The sequence below is a fragment of the Kosakonia sp. CFBP8986 genome (assembly GCF_034044935.1).
Lineage (GTDB): Bacteria > Pseudomonadota > Gammaproteobacteria > Enterobacterales > Enterobacteriaceae > Kosakonia > Kosakonia cowanii.
In genome coordinates, this window is the sequence record NZ_JAXCXB010000001.1 from 441,387 (window position 1) to 467,675 (window position 26,289).

24 protein-coding genes are annotated in these 26,289 nt (G+C 58.8%); 5 read left to right on the forward strand and 19 right to left on the reverse strand.

Annotation, left to right across the window (positions count from 1 at the left end; translation table 11 throughout):
* Positions 1-13 precede the first annotated feature (13 nt).
* Positions 14-565: a sterol desaturase family protein gene (locus SOM48_RS02085; RefSeq protein WP_054803897.1), complete on the forward strand. Its 552-nt coding sequence runs from the start codon at positions 14-16 to the stop codon at positions 563-565.
* Here SOM48_RS02085 and crtB read toward each other — a convergent pair.
* The 11 genes from crtB to lolC form a co-directional block, all read right to left on the reverse strand.
* Positions 498-1,430, reverse strand: coding sequence for a 15-cis-phytoene synthase CrtB (gene crtB, locus SOM48_RS02090; RefSeq protein WP_263752637.1), 933 nt, complete (start codon positions 1,428-1,430; stop codon positions 498-500). The two genes, SOM48_RS02085 and crtB, sit on opposite strands and share 68 nt — an antisense overlap.
* A complete protein-coding gene (locus tag SOM48_RS02095) occupies positions 1,427-2,908 on the reverse strand; it encodes a phytoene desaturase (RefSeq protein ID WP_320511349.1) in 1,482 nt (493 codons plus the stop codon). The genes crtB and SOM48_RS02095 overlap by 4 nt, the downstream gene beginning before the upstream one ends.
* Entirely contained in the window at positions 2,901-4,076 is a 1,176-nt protein-coding gene (crtY, locus tag SOM48_RS02100) for a lycopene beta-cyclase CrtY (RefSeq protein WP_320511350.1), read from the reverse strand. Before crtY ends, SOM48_RS02095 begins: the two co-directional genes overlap by 8 nt.
* Positions 4,073-5,338 carry a glycosyltransferase gene (locus SOM48_RS02105; RefSeq protein ID WP_315081564.1) on the reverse strand — a complete coding sequence of 422 codons (1,266 nt, stop codon included), beginning with the start codon at positions 5,336-5,338 and terminating at the stop codon, positions 4,073-4,075. The genes crtY and SOM48_RS02105 overlap by 4 nt, the downstream gene beginning before the upstream one ends.
* Complete coding sequence (gene fni / locus SOM48_RS02110; RefSeq protein WP_054803898.1) at positions 5,335-6,363, reverse strand: type 2 isopentenyl-diphosphate Delta-isomerase; 1,029 nt, start codon at positions 6,361-6,363, stop codon at positions 5,335-5,337. Before fni ends, SOM48_RS02105 begins: the two co-directional genes overlap by 4 nt.
* A gap of 3 nt (positions 6,364-6,366) precedes the next feature.
* Positions 6,367-7,284 (reverse strand): polyprenyl synthetase family protein, encoded by a 918-nt coding sequence (locus SOM48_RS02115; RefSeq protein WP_320511351.1) that lies wholly within the window; start codon positions 7,282-7,284, stop codon positions 6,367-6,369.
* Between the two features lie 253 nt (positions 7,285-7,537).
* Complete coding sequence (gene cobB, locus SOM48_RS02120; protein WP_023481683.1) at positions 7,538-8,359, reverse strand: Sir2 family NAD+-dependent deacetylase; 822 nt, start codon at positions 8,357-8,359, stop codon at positions 7,538-7,540.
* Positions 8,360-8,369: 10 nt separating this feature from the next.
* Positions 8,370-9,287: an N-acetylglucosamine kinase gene (gene nagK, locus SOM48_RS02125; protein WP_320511352.1), complete on the reverse strand. Its 918-nt coding sequence runs from the start codon at positions 9,285-9,287 to the stop codon at positions 8,370-8,372.
* A gap of 36 nt (positions 9,288-9,323) precedes the next feature.
* Entirely contained in the window at positions 9,324-10,568 is a 1,245-nt protein-coding gene (lolE, locus tag SOM48_RS02130; protein WP_094420209.1) for a lipoprotein-releasing ABC transporter permease subunit LolE, read from the reverse strand.
* Positions 10,568-11,269 (reverse strand): lipoprotein-releasing ABC transporter ATP-binding protein LolD, encoded by a 702-nt coding sequence (gene lolD, locus SOM48_RS02135; protein ID WP_320511353.1) that lies wholly within the window; start codon positions 11,267-11,269, stop codon positions 10,568-10,570. The genes lolE and lolD overlap by 1 nt, the downstream gene beginning before the upstream one ends.
* Complete coding sequence (gene lolC / locus SOM48_RS02140; protein ID WP_094420211.1) at positions 11,262-12,461, reverse strand: lipoprotein-releasing ABC transporter permease subunit LolC; 1,200 nt, start codon at positions 12,459-12,461, stop codon at positions 11,262-11,264. The genes lolD and lolC overlap by 8 nt, the downstream gene beginning before the upstream one ends.
* A 289-nt stretch (positions 12,462-12,750) precedes the next feature.
* On the opposite strand from lolC, the gene SOM48_RS02145 reads away from it, so the two are divergent.
* The 3 genes from SOM48_RS02145 (at position 12,751) to ldtC (ending at position 18,810) form a co-directional block, all read left to right on the forward strand.
* Complete coding sequence (locus SOM48_RS02145) at positions 12,751-13,824, forward strand: acyltransferase family protein (RefSeq protein ID WP_320511354.1); 1,074 nt, start codon at positions 12,751-12,753, stop codon at positions 13,822-13,824.
* Positions 13,825-13,934: 110 nt separating this feature from the next.
* Positions 13,935-17,381: a transcription-repair coupling factor gene (mfd, locus tag SOM48_RS02150; protein ID WP_320511355.1), complete on the forward strand. Its 3,447-nt coding sequence runs from the start codon at positions 13,935-13,937 to the stop codon at positions 17,379-17,381.
* 469 nt (positions 17,382-17,850) lie between these two features.
* The gene (gene ldtC / locus SOM48_RS02155) at positions 17,851-18,810 is read left to right on the forward strand and encodes a L,D-transpeptidase LdtC (protein ID WP_139567084.1); all 960 of its coding nucleotides are present in this window, start codon (positions 17,851-17,853) and stop codon (positions 18,808-18,810) included.
* Positions 18,811-18,890: 80 nt separating this feature from the next.
* Here the strand turns inward: ldtC and bhsA are convergent, their stop codons facing one another.
* On the reverse strand, positions 18,891-19,148 hold the full coding sequence (bhsA, locus tag SOM48_RS02160; RefSeq protein WP_042715368.1) for a multiple stress resistance protein BhsA: 258 nt from the start codon (positions 19,146-19,148) through the stop codon (positions 18,891-18,893).
* 241 nt (positions 19,149-19,389) lie between these two features.
* Between bhsA and SOM48_RS02165 the strand changes: the two genes are divergently transcribed.
* The gene (locus SOM48_RS02165) at positions 19,390-20,025 is read left to right on the forward strand and encodes a TetR/AcrR family transcriptional regulator (protein ID WP_076769689.1); all 636 of its coding nucleotides are present in this window, start codon (positions 19,390-19,392) and stop codon (positions 20,023-20,025) included.
* A gap of 518 nt (positions 20,026-20,543) precedes the next feature.
* On the opposite strand, the gene SOM48_RS02170 is transcribed toward SOM48_RS02165, so the two are convergent.
* The 7 genes from SOM48_RS02170 to SOM48_RS02200 all read right to left on the reverse strand — a co-directional run bounded on the left by SOM48_RS02170 (position 20,544) and on the right by SOM48_RS02200 (position 26,288).
* A complete protein-coding gene (locus SOM48_RS02170) occupies positions 20,544-21,083 on the reverse strand; it encodes a glycine zipper 2TM domain-containing protein (protein WP_023481678.1) in 540 nt (179 codons plus the stop codon).
* A 191-nt stretch (positions 21,084-21,274) separates the two neighbouring features.
* Positions 21,275-22,579, reverse strand: coding sequence for an NAD(P)/FAD-dependent oxidoreductase (locus tag SOM48_RS02175; protein ID WP_128483181.1), 1,305 nt, complete (start codon positions 22,577-22,579; stop codon positions 21,275-21,277).
* A 259-nt stretch (positions 22,580-22,838) separates the two neighbouring features.
* On the reverse strand, positions 22,839-23,381 hold the full coding sequence (gene ycfP / locus SOM48_RS02180) for an alpha/beta hydrolase YcfP (protein ID WP_054803905.1): 543 nt from the start codon (positions 23,379-23,381) through the stop codon (positions 22,839-22,841).
* A 35-nt stretch (positions 23,382-23,416) separates the two neighbouring features.
* Complete coding sequence (gene nagZ, locus SOM48_RS02185) at positions 23,417-24,442, reverse strand: beta-N-acetylhexosaminidase (RefSeq protein ID WP_054803906.1); 1,026 nt, start codon at positions 24,440-24,442, stop codon at positions 23,417-23,419.
* 11 nt (positions 24,443-24,453) lie between these two features.
* Complete coding sequence (thiK, locus tag SOM48_RS02190) at positions 24,454-25,269, reverse strand: thiamine kinase (protein WP_320511356.1); 816 nt, start codon at positions 25,267-25,269, stop codon at positions 24,454-24,456.
* Positions 25,250-25,903 carry a penicillin-binding protein activator LpoB gene (gene lpoB, locus SOM48_RS02195; RefSeq protein ID WP_054803908.1) on the reverse strand — a complete coding sequence of 218 codons (654 nt, stop codon included), beginning with the start codon at positions 25,901-25,903 and terminating at the stop codon, positions 25,250-25,252. The genes thiK and lpoB overlap by 20 nt, the downstream gene beginning before the upstream one ends.
* A 10-nt stretch (positions 25,904-25,913) precedes the next feature.
* Positions 25,914-26,288 (reverse strand): YcfL family putative periplasmic lipoprotein, encoded by a 375-nt coding sequence (locus tag SOM48_RS02200; protein WP_054803909.1) that lies wholly within the window; start codon positions 26,286-26,288, stop codon positions 25,914-25,916.
* Position 26,289: the final 1 nt, after the last annotated feature.

Sequence of the window (26,289 nt, forward strand, 5' to 3'; positions counted from 1 at the left end):
ATAAGGGATACCGATGCTCGTCTTATGGAACACGCTGATCACGCTTGCCACTGTTGCCGCGATGGAGATTATCGCCACGCTTGCGCATAAATATGTCATGCATGGCTGGGGATGGGGCTGGCACCGCTCGCACCACGAACCGCGCACCGGCGCCTTTGAAGTTAACGATCTCTACGCCGTGGTCTTCGCTCTGCTGGCAATTGTACTGATCGCCCTCGGCACCGCCGGTTTCTGGCCGTTACAGTGGATTGGCGCGGGCATGACGCTGTATGGCGCGCTCTACTTTATGGTGCATGACGGGCTGGTGCATCAGCGCTGGCCGTTTCGCTACGTGCCGCGCCGCGGCTACCTGAAACGCCTCTATATGGCTCACCGCCTGCACCACGCGGTGCGTGGCAAAGCCGACTGTGTGTCGTTTGGCTTTCTCTATGCCCCGCCGGTTGAGGATCTGCAACAGACCCTGCGCCAGCGCAAACGGGCGGAGCATGAGGAGAAGGTCAGCGCGCGTGAGGACGCTGCCACAGGTGAGCAGGACGCGGCGCAGGCCGCGACAGACGGGAAGTAAGCGCCATTCCCGCGCCTTTCGCCAGTAAACCGAGCTTCTCGGCCTTGCTGGTGCCCTGGCGCTGTTCCCACGCTGCCGCTCCGGCGGCCATCACTTTAATACCAATCTGCCGGTAGACGCCGTGCGCGGCGGCAATCGCCCACGCCGAGCGCAGCGGCAGACCGCGCAGTCCCGCTTTCGCCGAGGCGTAATAGGGTTCAGCGGCCATCACCAGCCTACGTGCCAGCCGCGCGATATGTTGCCGTTTTGCCGGGTCGGCAATCTCCCTGGCCGTCATCCCCTCCTCCGCCAGCCACTGCGCAGGCAGATAACAGCGCCCATTTTCCGCATCTTCAACAATGTCGCGGGCAATATTGGTTAACTGAAACGCCAGCCCTAAATCGCAGGCGCGATCGAGCACCGCCTCATCGCGCACGCCCATGATCCACGCCATCATCAGGCCAACCACGCCCGCGACGTGATAACAGTAGCGCAGCGTATCGTCAAAGGTCTGGTAGTGGGTTTCGCGCACGTCCATCGCGAAGCCCTCGAGATGCGCAAAGGCGAGATGAGCGGGCATTTCATGGCGCGTGACCACCTCCTGGAAAGCGGCAAACGCCGGTTCGCCCATCGCCTCGCCATCAAAGGCGCGCTGCGTCTCAACGCGCAGCATCTCAAGGCGCGCCAGCGCGCTCTCCTGCTGCGGCACTTCAGTGCGAAAGCCGAGCTCCTGCTCATCAATCACATCATCGCAGTAACGGCACCAGGCATAGAGCATCAGCGCGCTGCGCCGTGTGGCGGGATCAAACAGCTTCGAAGCGGTAGCAAAACTTTTCGAGCCGACGGTTATCGTCTCCGTCGCATGGCTCATTAACGCATCATTCATCCGCTAAGCGCCTCGACCATCAGCCCCGCCGTCGCTTTCGCCGAACCGATCACGCCAGGAATGCCCGCGCCAGGGTGAGTCCCTGCGCCGACGAGATAGAGGTTATCGATCTCGCTATCGCGGTTATGCGGGCGGAACCAGGCGCTCTGGCGCAGGATCGGCTCCACGGAGAAGGCGGAACCCAGGTGCGCGCTAAGCTGGTCGCGGAAATCGATTGGGGTAAACATGCGCTCGGTGACCAGCTGCTCGCGCAGGCCAGGCATATAGTGCTGCTCCAGATAGGCAAAGATGCGATCGCGCAGGCGCGGCCCTTCGACGTCCCAGTCGATCTTCGCTTTGCCAAGGTGCGGCACCGGCGCAAGGACGTAGTAGCTGCCGCAACCGGGCGGTGCCAGCGAGGGGTCGGTAACACAGGGCGCATGCAGATAGAGTGAGAAATCCTCCGCCAGCGCTTCGCCGTGGAAGATCTCCTCAATCAGCTCTTTATAGCGCGGCCCAAAGCAGACGGTGTGGTGCGCCAGCTGATCGTGGTGATGATTGAGACCAAAATAGAGCACAAACAGCGAGTTGCTCATGCGCTTACGCTTCAGCGAGGCGGCGCGTTTCACCCCGGTCGGATGGTGGCCGAGCAGCTTCTCATAGGTATGCACCACATCAGCATTCGACGCGACGGCGGCGGCCGCAATACGGCGACCATCTTTTAACTCGACGCCGGTAATACGTTTCCCGTCTGCCTCCAGCTTGCTCACTTCGGCATTCAGCTCCAGCGTGCCGCCGAGATCTTCAAACAGCTTCACCATTCCCTGCACCAGCGCCCCGGTGCCGCCGCGGGCAAACCAGACGCCCCACTCCCGCTCCAGGGCATGGATCAGCGTATAGATCGACGAAGTGGCAAAGGGGTTGCCGCCCACCAGCAGCGAGTGGAAAGAGAACGCCTGGCGCAGGTGCTCATCTTCAATAAATTTAGAGACCATGCTGTAGACGCTGCGCCACGCCTGTAAACGCATCAGTTGCGGGCCAGCGCGCAGCATATCGCGGAAGGAGAGGAACGGGACGGTGCCAAGCTTCAGGTAACCCTCTTTAAACACTGCTTTCGAGTAGTCGAGAAAACGGCGGTAGCCCTCGACGTCGCGCTCGTTAAAGCGGCGGATCTGCGCTTCAAGTCGCGCCTGATCGTTATCGTAATCAAACACCTTCCCCTGCTCCCAGCAGAGGCGATAGAACGGTGTCACCGGCAGCAGGTCGACGTAATCCGCCATCTTTTTACCCGCAAGGGTAAAGAGTTCCTCAATGGCGCTGGGATCGGTAATCACCGTTGGCCCGGCGTCAAAGGTAAAGCCCTGATCCTGATAGACATAGGCACGGCCGCCCGGCTTGTCGCGCTGCTCCAGCAGCACGGTCGGCACGCCCGCCGCCTGCAGGCGAATGGCTAACGCCAGCCCGCCGAATCCGGCCCCGATGACGATGGTTTTATTCATGATTGAAGGCTCGCAGTCCAGGTGTGTGTTTAAGTACGGCGCGCATGGCTTCGCCCACCGGTACCGGCGGTTTTCCTGTCAGGATCCGCGCTTTATCAAAAAAGGTGAGTCTGTCGGCGTAGAAGCGGGCGATGAGCGCCGGGTTGAGGCCATAAAAACGCTGCATCACCTGCCAGCGCGCACTGGCGTCACCCGCCAGAAACAGCATGCGGTTGAGCATGCGGTAGAAGCGCTGCTGACGCCAGACGCGCTCAGCATAGTGCTTGATCAGGGTAAAGAGTTTGTCGCCCTCAGGCACCGGCTGCTCAGCAATAAGATCCGCCAGCGCCACCGCGTGCGGCAGGGAGTAACCGGTAGTGGCATGAAACAGCCCGGCGCGCAGGCCGCTACAGGGCTGCGGCGCGCGCGACTGCCAGAAGGCGCGGATATCGCCATCCAGCGTGATCGGCAGGTTGCCCTGCTCTTCACGCACCAGCGTTGTCAGCGTCCAGCCCTGCTGGCGCGCGTAATCGGCAATATGCTGGCGCGCCTCATCGCCGCTGAGGGTGGGCCGGTCAATATAGTGGGTGTCTTCGATCAGCACCTCGCGCGCCGAGAGTGGCAAGGTGTAGACAAAACGGTACCCGTCCGCCTGGCTGACGGTGGCATCCATCAAAATCGGCTGCTGAAGCTGATGCGGCTCGGCAAGCTGCCAGTGCTGACCGAGAAAAGATTGAAAGCCGGGCGTCAGATGGGCATCCGGCAGGTAGCCGCGCCCGTCAATCACCGCCCCGGCGTGCAGCGTTTCGCCGCTCTCAAGAGTGACGCTCTGCGGCGTCAGGCTCGCCACCGGCGTTTCGGTTAACAGCACAGCGCCGAGGGTTTCGATAATTTTCTGCGCGAAGTGCTCTGAGCTGATGCTGAGATAGCCGCCCTCCAGCGTGCGCTGGCGCGCCGGAAAACGCACTTCGTACCCCGGCCAGCGGTGGCTGACCAGTGGAGCTATCCAGCGGTGCTGTGCCTCCGTCAGATCCGCCTGATGGAAAGACCAGGTGTGATTGCCGCCCGGCTGCGCGCCCGCTTCAACCATCAGCAGGCGCAGATCGGGCCGGGCATGATGCAGGCGCCAGGCGATAAGGCCATTCGCCAGCCCGCCGCCGACGAGGATCAGATCCCAGCGCGGGCTCATAGCGCACCCGCCATGACCGGCTGCCTGCTGGTCAGCGCAAGTTCAACAATCTGCGCGGCGCGCGGCGCACCGCCCGCCTCCTGTAACGGTTGCTGCATCGCGGCAAGCCTTGCGGCGTAACGATTATCCGCCAGCAGCGCGCGCAGGTTCTTCTCTACCCGCGCACTGCTGGCAAAGCGTGACACCCGGCGACCAATCTGGTGGTACTCCACCCGCGCCGCAACGCCGGGCTGATCGAAGGCCAGCGGGATCACCAGAATCGGTGTGGTGCTATTGATAGCGTCCATCACCGTATTCATGCCGCCGTGGGTGACCACCACATCGGCGTCGCGCATCACCGCCGTCTGGTCAGCAAAGTCGGTTACTTCCGCTCCGCGAGCGATCAGCTTCTCCACCTGGCGCGCGTTCAGCCCGCCGCAGTGGGCAATCAGTAAGCGCACATTCATGCGCCGACAAGCGCGGGCAATGGTGCGAAACAGCCGGTAGCGGTGCCCCTGCAAGGTGCCGAGCGAGGCAAAAATCAGCGGGCGTTCAGCGTGAGCTTGGCTAACAGGTGCGATCGGCTGCGGCTGGCGCAGCGGCCCGACCGCGTGGAACCAGGCGGGAAGCTGGCGCGGGAAATCGAAGCAGGCCAGCGTCTGGCTGATCTGCGCCAGTGGCGAGAGGCACTCATGCATCGCGTTACGCTCAGGGATGCCAAAGCGGCGCGCATGTCGGGCAATCACCGCGTTCTGCCGCGCCATTACCTTGTCATAAACCTGAGTGCTGGCGCGGTAAAGTTTTTTGCGCCGCTCGCCGGGCGCATAGCGAAAAGGCATTACCGGCAGCGGGATAGTTTCATCCCGGTTAACGGGCAGCGCGCAGGCGACGGAGACAAACGGCAACCCCAGCGACTCTGCCGCCAGCCCACCGGCAGGCTCCATCTGATCGACAATCACCCCTTCGACGCCAAGTTGCGTCAGCGCCGCAGGCAGCGTGTGGCAGAGCATATCGGTGGTGCTCGCCAGATCGTTTATCAGCCGAATGATGCCCGGCCCTGCGGGATGGGCCATCAGGCGTAAAGTGCGTTGCAGACGGGCGGGCGGATGGCTCTTTTCGCCGACCGCGCAAAAGCCGATGCTCGGATCCTGCAATAACTGCTGCGCCCCGGCCTGATTAACAAAGGTGATGCGGTGTCCGCGCGCGATAAGCGCCTGCGCCAGCGCTTCCAGCGCGCGCATATGGCTGTAGAGCGGCGGCGAAATCACAGCATAGTGACTCATGCTTCACGCACCAGCGTCGCCTGGCGTAGCGCCTCCAGGTTAGCGCTGCCGGTGCAGAAACAGGCGACACGAAGTTGATCGATTACCACCTGGAAGTGGGCGGCGACGGTTTCACATGAGACGGTGGCGCTGCCGAGCACGGCCGCAGCCTGGCCCACCAGCGACGCACCCAGCCGCAGCGCTTTCGCCGCGTCTATACCGTTAGCAATACCGCCGGAGGCGATAAGTGGCATCTCCGGCATCGCCTGTTGCAGGTCGGTCAGCGCCTGCGCGGTCGGAATGCCCCAGTTGGCAAAGGCCATTGCCACGGCGCGATGATGAGCCTGCGCGGCGCGCTCGCCCTCCACCGCCGCCCAGCTGGTGCCACCTGCCCCGGCGACATCAAGCATCGCCACACCGGCATCGCGCAACTGGCGCGCGACGTTGACGGATAATCCGGCACCCACCTCTTTAACCACCACCGGAACGGGCAGTGCCGCCACGGTTTTCTCAATCGCCGCCAGCACGCCACGCCAGTCGCGATCGCCACCGCTTTGCAGCGCTTCCTGCAGTGGATTGAGGTGAATAATCAGCGCGTCGGCTTCAATCATCTCCACCGCGCGACGGGCATAATCGACGCCGTCAGGCCCGGCAATTTGTGCCGCGCCGAGGTTTGAGAGCAGCGCGATATCCGGCGCCAACTGGCGCAGTTCACGGGTTAAGCCAGAGTTCTCTCTGCTCTCCAGCGCCACGCGCTGTGAGCCAACCCCCATCGCCAGACCAAGCTGCTGCGCGGCCTGCGCCAGATGGCGGTTAATCATCGCCGCACGGCTGGCACCGCCGGTCATGGAGCTGATCAACAGCGGCGCGCGCAGGGTTTTGCCAAACAGCCTGCAGCCGAGATCGATCTCATCCAGATGCAGCTCCGGCATCGCGCAGTGTTCAAAGCGCCACTGCTCAAAGCCGGTGGTGCGTTTCATGGCGCTGTGTGGGCTGTTAAGGACGATATCGAGGTGATCGTTTTTACGTTTCGCCAGATCCTTCATTCGCTAGCACCCCGGCAGCGTCGTCGCCCGGCTCTCGCCAAACAGCGTCATCTGTTTATCGAACCAGGCGCGCATAAAGCGGCGCGTAGAGACGCCGCGCGGGCAGGCGTTGGCAAGGTGTTCATCGGCGCTACGCAGATGGTCGCTCAGGCGCTGATGCACCACCTCCGCGCCCAGCATCGCCACCAGCGTCGATTTACCATCATCTTTATTGAGATCTTTCCCGGTGCCGTTCAGCCCGTCGGTGAGATCGTCCATCAGCTGGAAGGCCTGGCCGAGATCGAGGGCAAAACAGCGCAGCCGCTCACGTACCTGCGGCGAAGCCTCGGCCACAATGGCTGCCATTTGTAGCGTGGCATCAAACAAGCGGCTGGTTTTCAACTCATTGGTCAGCTGGATAGCTTCCGGGCTGCGCGCCTTGTCGCCCTCATGCAGATCGAGAAACTGCCCCTGCACCAGGCCCTGAAGCCCCACGGCAGTGGAGAGTTCCGCGACGGAGGCCGCTTTGCAGGCGGCAGATAAGCCCTGCGCCTCTGCCACCACGCCAAAGGCGCGGCTCAGCAGCGCAACGGCGGCCAGAATGGCGACGTTTTCACCATACTGGCGATGAATGGTCGGGCGTCCACGGCGCAGCGCGGCGTTATCCATGCAGGGGATATCGTCCAGCATCAGCGAGGCGGCGTGCACCATTTCGACGGCACAGGCGAGATCGAGCAGCCCACGCTGGTCAACATCGCAGCCAAGATCGTGCGCGGCCAGCATCAGTAACAGCGGACGAACGCGCTTGCCCGCCACCAGGGTGCCTTCGCGCATCGCGCTGTAGATCTGATCCTGCTGCGCACCGGCGGGTAACAGGTGATCGAGGCGTTGTTGCAGCGCGTCGCGTAAGGTCTGCAATTGGGCGTCGTGGTTGAGATTCATCGTGGCTGTCCCTCGTTATCCTTGAAGCGATGGCCGGGTAAATAAGTCAGAGCATGAGGGCAGCGGTTAGCCTGCTGCGCTCGTCGGAGTGCGTAAAAAACTCCGCGCAGCCTGGGCGCTAATCTCTGCGGTGTCGTATTGGCAAAGCGTAGCGTAGATTGGGACATTTGCTCCGTAACGAGCGAATTCATAAGAATTTTTACATTATTACAACATAGCCGCCCGGTCAACCTTGCGCGACCGGGCGAGGTGCTTATAACCCTTTCAGCAGCTTGTCGACGAATGCCGGAACAACCTCGCTTGCCAGCCCATACTGCTTCTCTTCAAACTCGCTACCGACCTGGCTCGGTTCGAGGTTGAGTTCAACGGTATGTGCGCCGTGCAGCTTCGCCTCATGGACAAATCCGGCGGCGGGATAGACATGCCCGGAGGTACCGATGGCGATGAAGAGATCCGCCATCGCCAGCGCGCTGTAGATCTCATCCATGCCGAGCGGCATTTCGCCAAACCACACCACGTGCGGGCGCAGCGGCGCGGGGAACTGGCAGCAGTGGCACTTATCCTCTTCGGTGACGTCGCCGGTCCACTCCAGCACCTGCCCGCTCTGCGAACAGCGCACCTTCAGCAGCTCGCCATGCATATGGATAATGTGCTGATTCCCGGCGCGCTCGTGCAGGTTGTCGATATTCTGCGTGATCAGCAAAAAGCGATCGCCCAGCGCCTCTTCCAGCTTCGCCAGCGCCAGATGCGCAGCGTTTGGCGCGATCTCCGGCTGCTGTAGCTGACGGCGGCGATCGTTATAGAAGCGCTGTACCAGCTGCGGATTGCGGGCGAAACCTTCCGGCGTCGCCACATCTTCCACATGATGCTCTTCCCACAGGCCATCCGCAGCGCGGAAGGTTCGGATACCGGATTCAGCGGAGATCCCCGCCCCGGTTAAGACAACAACTCTCGGTTTTTCCATTACGTCATGCACCATTATGTCGCGGAAAAAAATTCGCTGGCGTAAGCGCTCGCGCAGGCGACGCTTGTTGCGGCGAAAACGGCTGAGACGATGTGAACGTCGCGATTGCATGGGCATCCTCTCAGGGGTGGTCTGCAAGGTGAAGGAAGGCCGCGCCGCGCATACCGCCCGCGTCGCCGTGGCGCGCGCGTTCGATACGGGGAACGTCGCCGGCCGGTAACAGATGCGGCGCGATGCGATCCGGCAGCAGCCGGGTCAGCGCGCTGAAGTTGGATAATCCGCCGCCAATCACGATCAGATCCGGGTCGATAATCGTCAAAATATTGCCAAGGCACACCGCCAGCAAGTCGACGTAGCGCTCAACGTGCGCCCGCGCGTTTGCCTCGCCCTGCTCCCAGCGCGCGATAATTTCCGGCGCTGTCAGAGTCTGATGATAGAGGTGTTGGTAGAGCCACGCAAAACCGCGACCGGAGAGATAGTTCTCAATACAGCCGATGTTGCCGCAGCCGCAGCGCAAAAGGGGAAAATCAAAGCCCATCAGGGAGAGTGCATCGACGGGCAGGCGAATATGGCCAAATTCGCCGGTGATAAAGCGCCGCCCGGGGATCGCTTTACCGTTAAATACCAGCCCGCCGCCGACGCCGGTGCCGAGGATCAGCCCCATCACCAGCGGATAGCGGCGGAACTCCTCATCCCAGGCCTCAGAAAGGGTAAAACAGTTGGCATCGTTATCGATACGCACGTCGCGATCGAGCAGATGACTGAGATCGCGGCGCAGCGCCTGCCCGCTGGCGGCGGGCAGATTGGCGGCATAGAGCGTGCCATCGGCGGTTTCCGGGATCCCCGGAATGCCAATGCCGACGCTGCCCTTCACGCCGCTACGGCGATCGGCTTCCGCCACCAGCGTGGCGATAGCCTGCAGAAAGGCGTCGTAACTTTCGTGGGGCGTGGCAATACGCGTTTCCCACTGTAACCGCCGCCCGGCGTCAAAGAGGCCGAGCGCGATTTTACTGCCGCCAATATCAAACCCGTAGTGCATTGCCACTCCTTCGTTGTGGCGCCGTGACCCGCGGGATTACTGCCCGCTCAGCACCCTTGCCGGATCGATGTTGCTTGCCCGGCGCGCCGGATACCAACTCGCCAGCAGGCTCAACAGCAACGCCGTTACCAGCACATACACCACATCCAGTGGATGGAGTTCCGACGGCAGGAAGTCGATAAAGTAGATATCCCCCGACAGGAACTGATGGCCGATAAGCTTCTCAATACCGTTAATAATCGGCGTCAGCTGTAACGAAACAATGACGCCAATCACCGCACCGCAGAGGCTGCCAAACAGCCCCGCCAGCAGACCGTACCAGACGAAAATCGCCCGGATCAAGCCATCTTTCGCGCCCAGCGTACGCAGCACGGCGATATCACCGCTCTTATCTTTCACCGCCATTACCAGCGTAGAGACGATGTTGAAGCAGGCGACGCCAATCACCAGCACCATCGCCAGATACATAATCGCGCGGATCATTTGAATATCGCGGTACATGTAGCCATATTTGCCGATCCAGCTTTTGATATAGACATAGCTGTTGGTCACTTCGCCCGCATCACGCACCAGCTTTTGGGCGTTAAAGACGTCGTTCACTTTAATGGCGATGCCGGTGACGCTGCTGCCCATATCGAGATAGTTCTGCGCATCTGCCAGCGGGATCATCGCGTAGTTGTGATCGAGCTGGCCGCTCAGTTGCAGAATACCGGTGACATGCAGGCGCACGCGTTTCGGCTGCAACAATTTATGCGCATCGTCGGAGTTGGGGATCATGATCGAGACCCAGTCGCCCTGCTTCACTTTCAGCGCGTCTGCCACCCCTTTGCCGAGGATGATCTGCTGGGAACCTGCGCTAAAGCCTTTCCACGCATCGCCCTGCACAAACTTCGGCAGCGCGCTGAGCTGCATCTCCTGCGCCGGATCGACACCTTTAACCTGAATAGCGCGCAGGTTGGCCCCGCTCTCCACCAGCCCGGTAAAGTTGATATAGGGCGCGGCAGCGGCGATGCCCGGCACTTTTTGCACTTTGCCGAGCACCGTTTCCCAGCCGTTCCATGGCTGATTCACCGGCTCGATTTCGCCGTGCGGCACCACCGCCAGAATGCGGTTGTTCAGCTCACGTTCAAAGCCGTTCATTGCGCTCAGGCCAACAATCAGCACGGCCACACCGAGCGCAATGCCGACGGTGGAGATAACCGAGATCAGCGACACCATGCCGCTACGGCGACGGCCGCGGCTAAAGCGCAGGCCGATTAATAATGACAGCGGGGATGCCATTACTCAGCCCCCATCAGGGTCAGGTCGGTTTTCAGATAGCCATCACGCATCTCCAGCTGGCGGTTCATGCGCTTCGCCAGTTGCAGATCGTGGGTTACCACCAGGAAGGCGGTGCCCTGGGCGCGGTTCAGCTCACCGAGCAGTTCAAAGATGCTGTCGGCGTTACGGGCATCGAGGTTGCCGGTCGGTTCATCCGCCAGCACCAGACGCGGATTGTTAACCAGCGCGCGGGCAATGGCGACGCGCTGACGCTCACCGCCGGAGAGTTCAGACGGACGGTGGCTGGCGCGGTGCTCAAGGCCAACGGCACGCAGCATTTCGCGGGCGCGGGTGTCGATCTCAGCCGGTTTTTTCTTGCCAATCAGCAGCGGCATCGCCACGTTTTCCAGCGCGGTAAAGTCCGGCAGCAGGTGGTGGAACTGGTAGATAAAGCCCAGCTCGCGGTTACGCAGCTCGGCCTTCGCCGTGGAGGAGAGTTTGCTCATCGGGCGGTCGCCAAAGATGACGTCGCCGGAAGTCGGCGTATCCAGCCCGCCGAGCAGGTGCAGGAGCGTACTTTTCCCGGAGCCGGAGCTGCCGACAATCGCCATCAGCTCCCCTTCCGCCATGCTGAAGCTGACATTGTGCAGCACATCGGTCTGCACGCTGCCTTCCTGATAGCGTTTGCACAGGTTGTCGCATTGCAACAGGATCTTATTCATAACGTAAAGCCTCAGCGGGTTGAGTGGCGGCAGCGCGCCAGGAAGGGTAAAGCGTCGAAAGAAGCGCAATGGCCATCGCCACCAGCGCAATGCCAACCACCTGCAGCGGATCGATCGCCACCGGCAGCGCCGCGCCGTCGAGCAGCGCGCCGATAATCGGCATTAAATTATTTAACTGGCTGGCCAAAAGCGCCCCCAGCCCGGCACCAAGCAGTGCACCGATAATCCCGGCGCTGGCACCCTGCACCATAAACACCGCCATAATCTGGCGCGGCGTTAAGCCCTGGGTTTGCAGAATGGCAACCTCGCCCTGCTTCTCCATCACCATCAGGCCAAGCGAAGTGATGATGTTAAAGGCAGCAACGGCGACGATCAGGCTCAGCAGCAGCCCCATCATATTCTTCTCCATGCGCACGGCCTGGAAGAGCTCGCCTTTACGATCCCGCCAGTCGTGCCACTGAGTGCCTTCCGGCAGCGTTTGCTGGCTGAGCACATCCACTTTCAGCGGCTCATTGAGCCATAAACGCCAGCCAGTGATATTGCCCGCCGGGTAGCGCATCAGGCGCGAGGCGTCGTCGATGTTGACCAGCATCTGGTACTCGTCCACTTCGCTGTTAGCAGCAAACGTGCCCGCCACCGTGAAGAGGCGCTGGCTCGGCAGGCGTCCCATGGGGGTGAACTGGCTGGCAGAGGGGACCATCACGCGGATTTGGTCGCCGCGGGTAACGCCCAACTGGCTGGCCAACTGCTCGCCGAGAATGATGTTGTATTTACCCGCCTGCAGCTGGTTTTGCTGCACGTTTACCAGAAACGGCGTCAGCGGATCTTTCTGCGCCGGATCAATACCGAGCATCACGCCAACCGCGACGCTGCGCGCGCTTTGCAGCACCACATCGCCGGTGGTCAGGGGCGCAATGCGCGACACGCCCTGCAGTTTGACGCTGCTGGCCGGAAGCTGTTGCGGGTTGAGCGAGCCTTTTTGGGTCGTCAGGGTAGCCTGGGGCATCAGCCCGAGGATGTTGTTTTGCAGTTCGCGCTCGAAGCCGTTCATCACCGATAACACCGTCACCAGCGCCATAACGCCCAGGGTGATGCCAATGGTTGACAGCCAGGAGACAAAGCGGCCAAAGCGGTCCGCCGCGCGTCCACGCATATAGCGTAGACCTATGAAGAGAGTGACAGGCTGATACATGAAATCCGTCTGGTTGCTGTGAGCAGAGTCAGGAGTATATAAGCGAAAGGTGAGAGCGTAAATGCGTGATACCGTAAGAATTCATCGGATTAATGTCAAAAAAAGTCGAAAAATCAAATTGCTACTTTCGCCAGAGCGCGTGTTGTGCGCGAGAAAATGACCGATCAGTCAATTTTTAACCCTCCACTTATTCCGAAAATGAATATATCCAGACTCTTTCCCGTTACATTCAGCGTTTGTATGACCAGGATCGTTTGCCGGGATTATGGCAACAACAGGCACAAAACGAATGAAACAGAAGACATTATGGATAAACCAGATAAAAGGACTTTGCATTTGCCTGGTGGTGATTTACCACTCGGTTATTACCTTTTATCCACACCTCTCGGTCTTCCAGCATCCCTGGTCAGAAACGCTCTCCAAATGCTGGATCTATTTCAACCTCTATCTCGCGCCGTTCCGCATGCCGGTGTTCTTTTTTATCTCCGGCTTTCTGATCCGCCGCTATATCGATGATGTGCCATGGAAAGACGCCATCGATAAACGGATCTGGAGCATTGTTTATGTGCTGGCGCTGTGGGGTGTATTGCAGTGGGTGGGCCTAAGCCATCTTAACGACTGGCTGGCACCGGAGCGCGATCTCAGCAACTCGTCAAACGCCGCTTATGCCGACAGCTGGCAAGGATTTTTATACGGCATGCTGACCGCCACTACCAGCCTCTGGTATCTCTACGCATTAGTGGTCTATTTCACGCTGTGTAAACTGCTCAGCCGCTGGAAAGTGCCGATGCTGGTGCTGATGATTGTGGCAAGCCTGGCAATTAACTACCTGCCGCTGCCGTGGTGGGGAATGAACAGCGTCGTGCGTAATATGATCTTCTACAGCCTGGGTGCCTGGTACGGTATGCAGGTGATGGAGTTTGTTAAAACCGTCTCGCTGCGCCGCTACGCCCTGCTGTTTGCTGTCGCCGTGGTGGTAGCGTTTGGGCTGTGGATGTTCAATATGCCGCTGCCGCTCTGCCTGCTGTCGATTGTCGGCATCATGCGCCTCTTCCAGGAGATGGAGAAACGCTTCCCGCCGAGCGAGAAGAGCCTGCTCAATGTTGTCGGCTCCAATACGCTGGCAATCTATACCACCCACCGCATACTGGTCGAGGGCTTTAGCCTGGCGCTGCTCAAACCGCTTAACGCTGGCGTCTGGCCGCCTGCGGTCGAGCTGGCGGTGCTGATTGCCTATCCGGCGGCGGTGCTGCTGATCTGTACGCTGGTCGGGCTGATGGTGCGTAAACTCTCCTCCGCGCTGTTTGGCGATCTCTTTTTTACCCCGCCAACAAAGCACCTTTCGGCGGCGACAGCACGCTGACAGGGCGATTTCTTGGCTAAACTCACGTAATCACACATAATCCTCGTATTGCGTATCAAGGATATGCCCCCATAACGGGGGTATATCCATAATGAGATCTTCATATCCCCATGCCTGAACAATACCGTTATTCCCTGCCGTCAAAAGCGGGTGACCAGCGCCAGTTTGGCGAGCTTACCGGCGCGGCCTGCGCCACCGAAGTGGCAGAAATCATTGAACGACACGCCGGTCCGGTTGTGCTTATCGCTCCGGATATGCAGAACTCGCTGCGTTTACATGATGAGATTAGCCAGTTTACCGATAACCTGGTGATGAACCTCGCGGACTGGGAAACGCTGCCCTACGACAGCTTTTCGCCGCACCAGGAGATTGTCTCCTCCCGTCTCTCCACCCTTTACCAGTTGCCTGCGATGCAGCGCGGCGTGCTGATTGTCTCAGTCAATACGCTGATGCAGCGCGTCTGCCCGCACAGCTACCTGCACGGTCACGCGCTGGTGATGAAAAAGGGGCAGCGCCTGTCGCGGGATCAACTGCGTACGCAGCTTGATAGCGCCGGCTACCGCCATGTCGATCAGGTGATGGAGCACGGCGAATACGCTACTCGTGGCGCGCTGCTCGACCTCTTCCCGATGGGCAGCAGCCAGCCTTACCGCCTCGACTTTTTCGATGATGAGATCGACAGCCTGCGCCTGTTTGATGCCGATACCCAGCGCACGCTCGAAGAGGTGGAGGCGATTAATCTGCTTCCGGCCCATGAGTTTCCGACCGATAAGACGGCCATCGAGCTTTTTCGCAGCCAGTGGCGCGATAAGTTCGAGGTGAAGCGCGACGCGGAGCATATCTATCAGCAGGTGAGCAAAGGCACCCTGCCCGCCGGGATCGAATACTGGCAGCCGCTCTTTTTCAGCGAACCGCTACCGCCGCTCTTCAGCTACTTTCCGGCCAACACGCTGCTGGTGAATACCGGCGATCTGGAAGCCAGCGCCGAGCGTTTCCAGCAGGATGCGCAGGCACGCTATGAGAACCGCGGCGTTGATCCGATGCGCCCGCTGTTACCTCCGGAAGCGCTGTGGCTGCGGGTTGATGCGCTGTTCAGCGAACTGAAAAAATGGCCGCGCATTCAGCTCAAAACCGAACAGGTGGCGGATAAAGCGGGCCAGATTAACCTCGGTTACCAGAGCCTGCCGGATCTCTCGGTGCAGGCGCAGCAGAAGTCGCCGCTGGATAATCTGCGTAAATTCCTTGAGTCCTTCAGCGGCCCGGTGGTCTTTTCCGTTGAGAGCGAGGGGCGTCGTGAAGCGCTGCTCGAACTGCTGGCGCGCATCAAAGTTGCGCCAAAACGCGCTCTGCGTCTGGATGATGCCAGCGCGCCAGGCGCGTGGCTGATGATCGGTGCCGCCGAGCGCGGGTTTATTGATACGCTGCGTAACCGGGCGCTGATTTGCGAAGGCGATCTGCTGGGCGAGCGCGTTGCGCGCCGCCGCCAGGATACGCGCCGCACCATCAACCCCGATACGCTGATTCGCAACCTCGCTGAGCTGCATGACGGCCAGCCGGTGGTGCACTTTGAGCACGGCGTCGGTCGCTATGCCGGAATGACGACGCTGGAAGCGGGCGGCATCACCGCGGAGTACCTGATGCTGACCTATGCCAACGACGCCAAACTCTATGTTCCGGTTTCGTCGCTCCATCTCATCAGCCGTTATGCTGGCGGCGCGGAAGATAACGCCCCGCTGCATAAACTGGGCAGCGATGCCTGGACGCGGGCGCGGCAAAAAGCCGCCGAGAAGGTACGCGACGTGGCGGCGGAACTGCTGGATATTTACGCCCAGCGCGCGGCGAAATCGGGCTTCGCGTTTAAACACGATCGCGAACAATACCAGCTCTTTTGCGATGGTTTCCCCTTCGAAACCACCCCGGATCAGGCCCAGGCCATCAATGCCGTGCTGAGCGATATGTGCCAGCCGCTGGCGATGGATCGGCTGGTGTGCGGCGATGTCGGCTTTGGTAAAACTGAAGTGGCGATGCGCGCCGCCTTCCTTGCTATCGAGAACAATAAGCAAGTGGCGGTGCTGGTGCCGACCACCCTGCTCGCCCAGCAGCACTTCGATAATTTCCGCGACCGCTTTGCCAACTGGCCGGTGCGCATCGAGATGCTGTCGCGTTTTCGCAGCGCCAAAGAGCAGGCGCAGATCCTTGAACAGGCCGCCGAAGGGAAGATCGACATTCTGATCGGAACGCATAAGCTGCTGCAAAGCGATGTGAAAATGAAGGATTTGGGGCTGCTGATCGTCGATGAGGAGCACCGTTTCGGCGTGCGGCATAAAGAGCGTATTAAAGCGATGCGCGCCGACGTTGATATCCTGACGCTGACCGCGACGCCGATCCCGCGCACGCTGAATATGGCGATGAGCGGCATGCGCGATCTGTCAATCATTGCGACGCCTCCCGCCCGTCGTCTGGCAGTGAAAACCTTTGTTCGCGAATATGACAACCTGGTGGTGCGCGAGGCGATTCTGCGTGAAGTGCTGCGCGGCGGCCAGGTTTACTACCTCTATAACGATGTGGAGAACATCCAGAAAGCGGCCGACCGGCTGGCGGAGCTGGTGCCGGAAGCGCGTATCGCCATTGGTCACGGCCAGATGCGCGAGCGCGAGCTGGAGCGGGTGATGAATGATTTCCACCATCAACGGTTCAACGTGCTGGTCTGTACCACCATTATCGAAACCGGGATCGATATTCCCACCGCCAATACCATCATCATCGAGCGCGCCGACCACTTTGGCCTCGCGCAGCTGCACCAGTTGCGCGGTCGCGTCGGGCGTTCGCATCACCAGGCCTATGCCTGGCTGCTGACGCCGCATCCGAAGGCGATGACCACCGATGCGCAAAAACGCCTTGAAGCAATCGCCTCGCTGGAGGATCTGGGCGCTGGCTTTGCGCTGGCGACTCACGATCTGGAGATCCGCGGTGCGGGTGAGCTGCTCGGTGAGGATCAGAGCGGGCAGATGGAGACCATCGGTTTCTCGCTCTATATGGAGCTGCTGGAGAATGCCGTCGATGCCCTGAAAGAGGGGCGCGAGCCGTCGCTGGAGGATCTTACCAGCCAGCAAACGGAGGTGGAGCTGCGTATGCCTGCCCTGCTGCCGGATGATTTCATTCCTGATGTGAATACGCGCCTGTCGTTCTATAAACGCATTGCCAGCGCGAAAGATGAGAATGCGCTGGAGGAGATCAAGGTGGAGCTGATTGACCGCTTTGGCCTGCTGCCGGATGCGGCGCGTAATCTGCTTGATATCGCCATGTTGCGCCAGCAGGCGCAGAAGCTGGGGATCCGCAAGCTGGAGGGGAATGATAAAGGCGGCCTGATTGAGTTTAACGAGAAGAATCACGTTAACCCGGCGTGGTTGATTGGCTTATTGCAGAAGCAGCCGCAGCATTTCCGCCTCGATGGCCCGACGCGATTGAAGTTTTTCCAGGAGTTGAGCGAGCGGAAAAACCGCATGGAGTGGGTGCGCAACTTTATGCAGCAGCTGGCGGAGAACGCCGTCGCCTGACGGCGGGTTAGCGCCTCTGCGCGCCGTTTTGCCGGATGGCGGCGTTGCCTTATCCGGCCTACGGGATCGTGCTCTTTTGTAGGCCTGATAAGCGCAGCGCCATCAGGCATGTTTTTGGGAGCCAGGGGCGAACATCCCGCCCGCTTTTTGCCGGATGGCGGCGTTGCCTTATCCGGCCTACGGGATCGCAGCCATGCATCACCCGGCACGGTTTTGTAGGCCTGATAAGCGTAGCGCCATCAGGCATGTTTTTGGAGCAAGGGTCGAACATCCTGCCCGCTTTTTGCCGGATGGCGGCGTACCGCCTTATCCGGCCTACGGACCGAATACCTTTGTCCATTATCCGCGTCTTTTTTTGTAATATTTACAAATGCTTTGCAATAACCAGGGTTTCCCGACGAACGTGATGAGCATAATCCTATTGAGCTGTCTTATAGAAATAACCTTATGATTTACATGGATTATGATCATGTTTAAAATGTCGCGCTTCGCTCACTGGATGACGCTGTTCGCCGTCGCCGCTACGCTTATCTTTGCCCTTCCCGCCCGGGCGAATACCTGGCCACTGCCGCCTGCAGGCAGCAAGCTGGTAGGCGAAAACCGTTTCCATATTGTTGAGAACGATGGCGGTTCGCTGGAGGCAATCGCCAAAAAATATGACGTTGGCTTTCTCGCGCTGTTACAGGCTAATCCCGGTATTGATCCTTTCGTGCCGCGCGCCGGCAGCGTTGTCACCATCCCGCTGCAAACACTGCTGCCGGATGTGCCGCGCAGAGGAATTGTTATTAACCTCGCCGAGCTGCGTCTTTACTACTATCCCCCCGGAAAAAACGAGGTCACCATCTACCCGATCGGCATTGGCCAACTGGGTGGCGATACGTTAACGCCGACGATGGTGACCACCGTTTCCGATAAACGGGCCAACCCAACCTGGACGCCAACCGCCAATATCCGCGCCCGCTACAAAGCGCGCGGAATCGAGTTACCGCCGGTGATGCCAGCCGGGCCGGATAACCCGATGGGTCATCATGCGATTCGCCTGGCCGCTTACGGTGGCGTTTACCTGCTGCACGGCACCAATGCCGATTTTGGTATCGGTATGCGCGTCAGCTCCGGGTGTATTCGCCTGCGGGATAGCGATATTGCCGCGCTGTTTGCTGCAATCAGCCCCGGCACGCCGGTGAATATCATCAATACGCCGATTAAAGCCTCCGTCGAGCCAGACGGCACGCGGCTGGTGGAGGTGCATCAGCCGCTCTCCGAATCGATCAATGATGATCCGAAAACGCTGCCGATCCCGCTCAATGCGGCGATGAAGACGTTTCAGGCTGAAAGCGATGCGGCGGTGATGGCGCAGGCTATTGAGCTGCGCTCGGGTATGCCGGTGGACGTGACCAAACATGCGCAAGAGAGTATGCAGGCGATGTAGCGCCCGCGCATAAACAAAAAGGCCCTGCACGTTGTGCAGGGCCTTTTTTATTGCAGTGGCGTAGCTCGAGGGTGGTGAGCTTATTTGTAGAGCACTGCGGTACCGTGCAGGCGATCGGAGCCGGTCACGGAAGTAATACGGTAAGAGGACGCGCCCAGCTGTTCGGCTTTCTCAGCCACTTTTTTCTCAACGGAGGCGAGGTTGGTGCTGCCGGTCACGCCAATGGCGGTCAGCTCCTGCTGCCCGGCCGGTGCGGACTGCACCTCAACGGCGGCAAAGCTGGCGAATGAGAGAGTACTTAAAACAGCAGCGGTAAACAGCGTATTGATGGTTTTCATAATGATTGTCCTGATGCAGGTGAACGGGGGTCGTTAAGCATTAAGTTAACGATCGATAGGGAAATCATAAGTGTGATCTATATCACCCGTCAATATTTTTTTATAACGATCACTAACTAATTTAAATAGTTATTAATTTTCATAAGCATATGATTTATTAATATGTGCGGTTTTGCGGCTGGTCATTCACCAGGATTATTTTTATAATGGCTATTCAACAAACCAACAAAGAAGCGGCGATATGACCAGTGAAGTCAGCAGTTGTACGAAAAAAAGCCGTGGCCGACCGAAAGTGTTCGACAGGGAAGCGGCGCTCGATAAAGCCATGACGCTATTCTGGCAGCATGGCTATGAAGCCACATCACTCTCCGATCTGGTAGAAGCGACCGGGGCAAAAGCACCGACGCTCTACGCAGAGTTCACCAATAAAGAGGGGCTGTTTCGCGCGGTCCTCGATCGCTATATCGCCCGTTTCGCGAGGCAGCATGAAGCGTTGCTGGAGTGCGAAGAGAAGCCGGTAGAACAGGCGTTGCTGGACTATTTCTCTGCCATCGCAAGGTGTTTCACCAGCACCGATACGCCCGCGGGCTGCTTTATGATTAACACCTCTGCGACGCTTGCCGCCTCGTCGCAGGAGATTGCGAAGACGATTAAAACGCGTCATGCCCGCCAGGAGGAGACATTGCAGCACTTCCTCGCGCAGCGGCAGGCGAAAGGCGAGATCCCGGCAGGCGTGGATATCGCCTCCCTTGCGCAGTTTCTTGGCTGCATCTTACAGGGCATGTCCATCAGCGCCCGCGAAGGCGCAAGCCTTGAGAAGCTGCTGCAAATCACCCGCACCACCCTGCGCCTGTGGCCAGATTTGATCAAAGCGTAATAAAAAAATGAGACGGATTTCCGTCTCATTTCCTCTCTGTGATAGTGATTGCACAATTCAACGATAGGTAAAAACTATCAGCCATTTTCCCGGCTTTGCTATGCTTAATTGTGATTATTGCGTCGCTAATCATTGTCGGCGGCAATATAAAACAATAAGTATGTTTTTTCAGGCATCATTTTTCCCTTGCTCTCACTCTACGCGTAGTACCGAACATTCTTATGAGGATAAAGGGTCTTTTACTGACTAATCACATGCAGAAGGAAATGGAAATGATTTTGCTATTACCATTCATCAAAGTGTTAATAGTAATTACATTGTTATTTGGTCTGTGGGTCTTGCTGGGTGGCTCGGTACTGTTTGCATTTGTCTCTGTCCTCATTACCGGATTGCTGGTTGTTCGCCAACAAGACTTTATTTAACAACGAAAAAGCCCCGCATGATGCGAGGCTTTTTTATGGCAAAAAAAGGCTCCTCAGCCTGAGCGATGAGGAGCCAATATGCAGAGTACTGCTTTTTTATGCTTTGTTATTCAGAATCAGCTGACCGTTGTTATCCAGCGGAATCTGCGTGCCAGGATCTTTATCCATGCGGATTTTCCCCTGCTGGTCGCCGATTTTATAGGTCACGTCATAACCGAGCATTTTTTCCGATTTGTCATATACCGTGCTGCAGCGTTGCTGAGTGGTCGTGTAGGTATCCCTCTCCTGCATACCGCCCTGAATCTGGTTGCCTGCATAACCGCCGCCTAACGCGCCGACGACGGTCGCTACATCGCGTCCGCGCCCGCCGCCAAACTGATGGCCAAGCACACCGCCTGCTACCGCACCCAGCACGGAACCGGTAATACGGTTCTCATCCTGCACCGGACGACGATGCGTTACCGTGACATTGCGACACGCCTCTCGCGGCGTTTTCACCGTCTCTTTGATCGGCGTGGCTGATACCACCTGCGCATATTGCGGCCCGCGATCGAAAACGTTGAGGCTGGCGACTGCGGCAACGCCCAGTGCAGCGGCCACGCCAATACCGATACCCGCTAACATTGATTTATTCACAGGATTCTCTCCCTGGTTGGCTATTGGTAACAATTTTGCAATGGTGCAAGAGGGCAGCCAATCAGAAATCGCGCAAAAATAGGGGTTCGGCAGGTGAAAGCAGAGTTATTCAGAGTTGTCTGAGCGCTAAAGGCACATCAGGCAGAGGGATATGCTGCTCCCGCGCCAAAAGGCCGAGAGCAGCAGAAGGATCAGTGGAGCTTAAGGCGCGGGCGGATCACGCGGTTGATACTGCCCACCACCATCATCAGCCCGGTTTTGAAGTAACCGTGCAGCGCCACCTGGTGCATACGGTAGAGCGAGATATAGACGAAGCGCGCAATACGCCCTTCTACCATCATCGAGCCGCGCATCAGGTTACCCATCAGGCTACCGACCGTAGAGAAGTTAGAGAGCGACACCAGTGAGCCGTGATCTTTATAGACGTAATTCTTCAACGACTTGCCTTTGATCTGCGCGAGGATGTTATGCAGCGCAAGGCTTGCCATCTGGTGCGCAGCCTGGGCGCGCGGCGGCACAAAACCGCCCTCCGGACGTGCGCAGGAGGCACAGTCGCCAATGGCGTAGATATCCGGATCGCGCGTGGTTTGCAGCGTCTGCTCCACCACCAGCTGATTGATGCGGTTAGTCTCAAGGCCGCCAATCTCTTTCATAAAGTCCGGCGCTTTGATGCCCGCAGCCCACACCATCAGGTCGGCCTGAATATACTCACCCTCTTTGGTGTGCAGACCGCCCTCATCGGCACTGGTGACCATCGTCTGCGTGAGGACACGCACGCCCATTTTGGTCAGCTCATTATGCGCAGCGCCCGAAATACGCGGCGGCAGCGCAGGGAGAATACGCTCGCCCGCTTCCACCAGCGTTACGTTCAACGCCTCGTTGGTCAGCCCTTTATAGCCGTAGCTGTGCAACTGTTTGACCGCGTTATGCAGTTCAGCTGACAGCTCAACGCCCGTTGCCCCGCCGCCGACAATAGCGATATTCACTTTGCCGTTTGCGCCAAGGTTAGCGGAGTATTTCAGGAACAGGTTAAGCATCTCCTGATGGAAACGACGCGCCTGGTGCGGGTTGTCGAGGAAGATGCAGTGCTCTTTCACGCCCGGGGTGTTGAAGTCGTTAGAGGTGCTGCCCAGCGCCATTACCAGCGTGTCATACGCCAGCTTGCGCTCCGGCACCAGCAGATCGCCCTTCTCGTCACGCAGTTCAGCCAGCGTCAGCGTTTTGCTTTCGCGGTTGATGTCGATAACGGAACCGAGCTGGAACTGGAAATGGTGATTACGCGCATGCGCCAGATAGCTCAGCGCATCGACGCCTTCATCGAGGGAGCCGGTCGCCACTTCATGCAGCAGTGGTTTCCATAAATGGCTGTGATTGCGATCCACAAGGGTGATTTTCGCTTTTTTACCGCGACCCAGCTTCTTGCCTAACTGCGTTGCCAGCTCAAGCCCGCCAGCACCACCGCCTACAATCACGATTTTTTTCAATGGTGTAGTCAAAGTGACCCCCTAAAATATTAACCAATTGTTAACTAAAAGTTATAAAAATAGCCCTTAATTAACAATGGTTTACGCGCTGGCAACTAAGCATTGACCACGAGAATATCACGAACGGTTCAATGGTCATACCAAAATTGATATATATCAAGTTTTGCTGCCGCAAAGATGAGCACGTGTAGCCGTGCCGGCGCAAATTACGCGCTAAAGAGGTAGAAAAAAGGCGTGCTGCGGCAGGGGGAAACCTGCCGCAAAGGGGGAATTAACCGAGGGTTTTGAAGGCTTTAATGCGCTGCAGATGCGGTGAGATGTTTTTGAACTTATGGGACTGCGCTTCGTCCCAGACAATCTCGTAATAGTGGTGCAGCTCATTTGAAGTGCGCTGGCTGTCCAGCGCCTCATCCTGACGCGAGAGGATAACCAGACAGCGGTCGCGGTTCTTTTCACGAAAGTTGGCGACGCACTTGGTGGCAATATCCCGGTACTCTTCCGGCCGGTCGATCTTCCCTTCCATATTTTCATAAGGGAAGAGATTGGGGTTGAAGATAACCTGGCGGATATCGCAGAGAAAACCGATGCGCTCTGCCCAGTAACCGCCCAGACCGACGCCGCAAATCAGCGGGCGCTCATCGACGTTGAGCTGCAGCATTTTATCCACCTCTTTGAGCAGATGCTGCATATCATGTTTCGGATGCCGCGTGCTGTAGCTAATCAGCCGGACATCAGGATCGATAAACTGCAGTTGCAGCACCTTTTCGTGGTTGCCGGGGCTGTTCGAGTCAAAACCGTGTAAATAGATAATCATGGTATCCTCACCACTTCGACGGTTTGTCCGCAGGGTTAATGCGCAGCTTTATGCGCCTGCCAGCGTTCGTGCAGCTGTTCCAGCTCGTGGTGAGCCGCTTTCCAGCGCGCCGAACTCATCAACTCCTGACGAGAAAAAGAACCTTTATGATACAAATGTGTAACACGCTCTGCATTGATCGGTGACAGGTTATCCAGTACCTCAACGGCACCTTTACGATTATTACAGACCAGGATCATATCGCAACCGGCATCCAGCGACGCCTGCCCGCGTTCAGCGTAGCTGCCCATGATCGCCGCCCCCTCCATCGAGAGATCGTCGGAGAAAATCACGCCGTCGTAACCCAGCTCACCGCGCAGCACGGTTTTCAGCCACCAGGGTGAGCCACTGGCCGGACGCGGATCGGCATCGGTGTAGATAACATGCGCGGGCATAATGGCATCCAGCTTGCTCTGCTCAATCAGCGTCTTAAAAATAGACATATCTTTCGCGCGGATCTCCGCCAATGGGCGCGGATCGAACGGCGTCTCTTTGTGCGAGTCTGCGGTTACCGCGCCGTGGCCCGGGAAGTGTTTGCCGGTGCTTTTCATGCCTGCGCTGTGCATGCCATCAATCACGCGGGTGGCCAGCGTTAACGCTTTCTGCACATCCGCATGGTATGAACGCTCACCGATCGCCGCGCTGATGTGCCCGACATCAAGCACCGGCGCAAAGCTGATATCAATATCCATGGCGATCATTTCGCTCGCCATCAGCCAGCCCGCCTCCTGCGCCAGTCGACCACCCTCTTCCATGCCAAGTAGCGCCGCGAAAGATTGCGCCGCCGGCAGGCGGGTAAAGCCGTCGCGAAAACGCTGCACGCGCCCGCCCTCCTGATCGACCGCCACCACCAGCCGGTGGTGTGAAGCCGCGCGGATCTGGCGCACCAGCTCGCGCAGCTGTTCGGGATCGTGATAATTCCGGGTAAAGAGGATCAAGCCGCCAACCAGCGGATGCGCCAGGATCTCGCGCTCCTCCGCATCCAGTTCGTACCCTTCAACATCCAACATCACTGGACCCACACTTACCTCTCTTATCCTTCAGACTGAAGCTGACGCCATATTTCATTCGCCAGCATAATAAATTGTTGATCGCCGGTCTGCTGCCAGCGGCGTTCATACCAGCCGACCATTAGTATTAACACCCATGGCCGCCAGCGCTTAACCTGCCGCCAGAGCAGAGGCGGATCGATATTCGCCTGACCGGCATAGCGCGCGGCAATATCACGGCGCTGCGCCTCGTTTTCGCACCACATCCCGGCCAGCTCCAGCGCCACATCGCCGTCGCCGGCATACTCCCAGTCGATAAGCCGCAGCCCCTTTTCGCCGTGCACAATATTCCCGGCGTGAACATCCATATGCAGGGGCGCAAGGCGCAGCGGCAGTGGCTCACGCTGACGCCGCAGCCGTTTTAGCTGCCGCAGCCAGAAGGGTGTGCGCCGTGCGGGCGCGCTGCACTGCCAGTCGCGCTCCAGTAGCGGCAATAGCGTGATGCGCCAGCCGAAGCATTTTTGCCGGTGCAGATCATACAGCAATCTCGCCAGCGCGTCGGCCTGCGGCAGCGCGGTGTCGATCGTGCCGGGAATATAGTCGATCGCCATCCAGCCAGCCGCGAAAAAAAGGGGCTGCGGCGCAATAGTGGCAGGAAGATGGCGCAACAGACGATACTGGCGCAGAAAGGCGGCTGGCGCGGCCTGATGCTGATGGCGAAGCACCAGCGTCTGCTGCCCGTCGCTTATCAGACAGCTCCCGCCGCTCAGCCCAACATGCTGGCTGGCGACGGGAGCGTAGTGCGGAAAGTCGCGTGACAGGATGGCGTCACGCGTCAGATTACTGCTGTTGAACGGCACCTTTACCTGACCAGATAATCTCGCCGGTCTGCACCAGCATTAACTGCATTTGCAGCGAAGGCGCATTGGCATTGCCGGTTGCGTTGGAGTAGAGCACATACTGTGCGCCGACGTTGCGCGCAATGCCCATTGCTTTGCTGCGCGTGCCGAGGCTGTCCTGCGGCGACAGGCCGAGCTGCTGCTTGGCGACCGCCAGCTGCTGGGCGGTAATCAGGGTGAATTTACCGTTGTTTGCCAGCGCGTTATGCACCACTTCTGTTGCTTCACCGGTGTTAATCGAACCGTTAGTGCGGTTGTTTACGCTGTCCACCAGCAGAACGCTGCCAGCATTGGCACCGCTGGCCTGCAACATTTTGCCCACCATCGGCTGTACTGCGCCGTTCCAGTCGTAATGACGCTCGCGCGGCGTCGGCTGGCCGTTCTGATCCTGATGTTCAATCGGGCCTGGCTGCTGCGGCAGCGTTGGCACAGAAGGCACGCCCGGAATCGGCTGCTGCGGCTGCTGAGGTTGCGCCGGTTGCGTCGCGCCACCGCCTGCCTGCTCAACTGGAGCCGGTTGCTGGTCGGTGATACAGCCTGCAAGCAGCATGGCAAGTGTGGTCAGTAACGCGTAGCGTCCAATGGTCTTAATCAAGTGTCACCTCTTAGAGATAGAGATAGAGTCTGACGCTGTGCGCGCCGAGATAGTTAGCGCTGCCGTAGAGTGTCATGGTGGCATTACCGGGAACCGTTACGCTGCGCGGCGCTTCCAGCGGGTGCATCTCCAGACCTCTGGCGTCATACCAGTAAAAGCGATAGTGCAGCGTGACGGGCTGCTGGCGTTCGTTATAGATCTTTGATGAGGCGGAAGGCTGCAGCGCCTCCCGGCTCATGGTCGGCGGCTGCGCGATGATGCCTGCGGCAAGGATGGAGGACTCCATCACCAGCGTTTGATTGCTGGCGACCGGGATTGCGGGCCGGGAGCCGCAGCCGACAAGCGCTAACGCCGTCAGCAGTAACGCAACACGCGCGACGCTCATC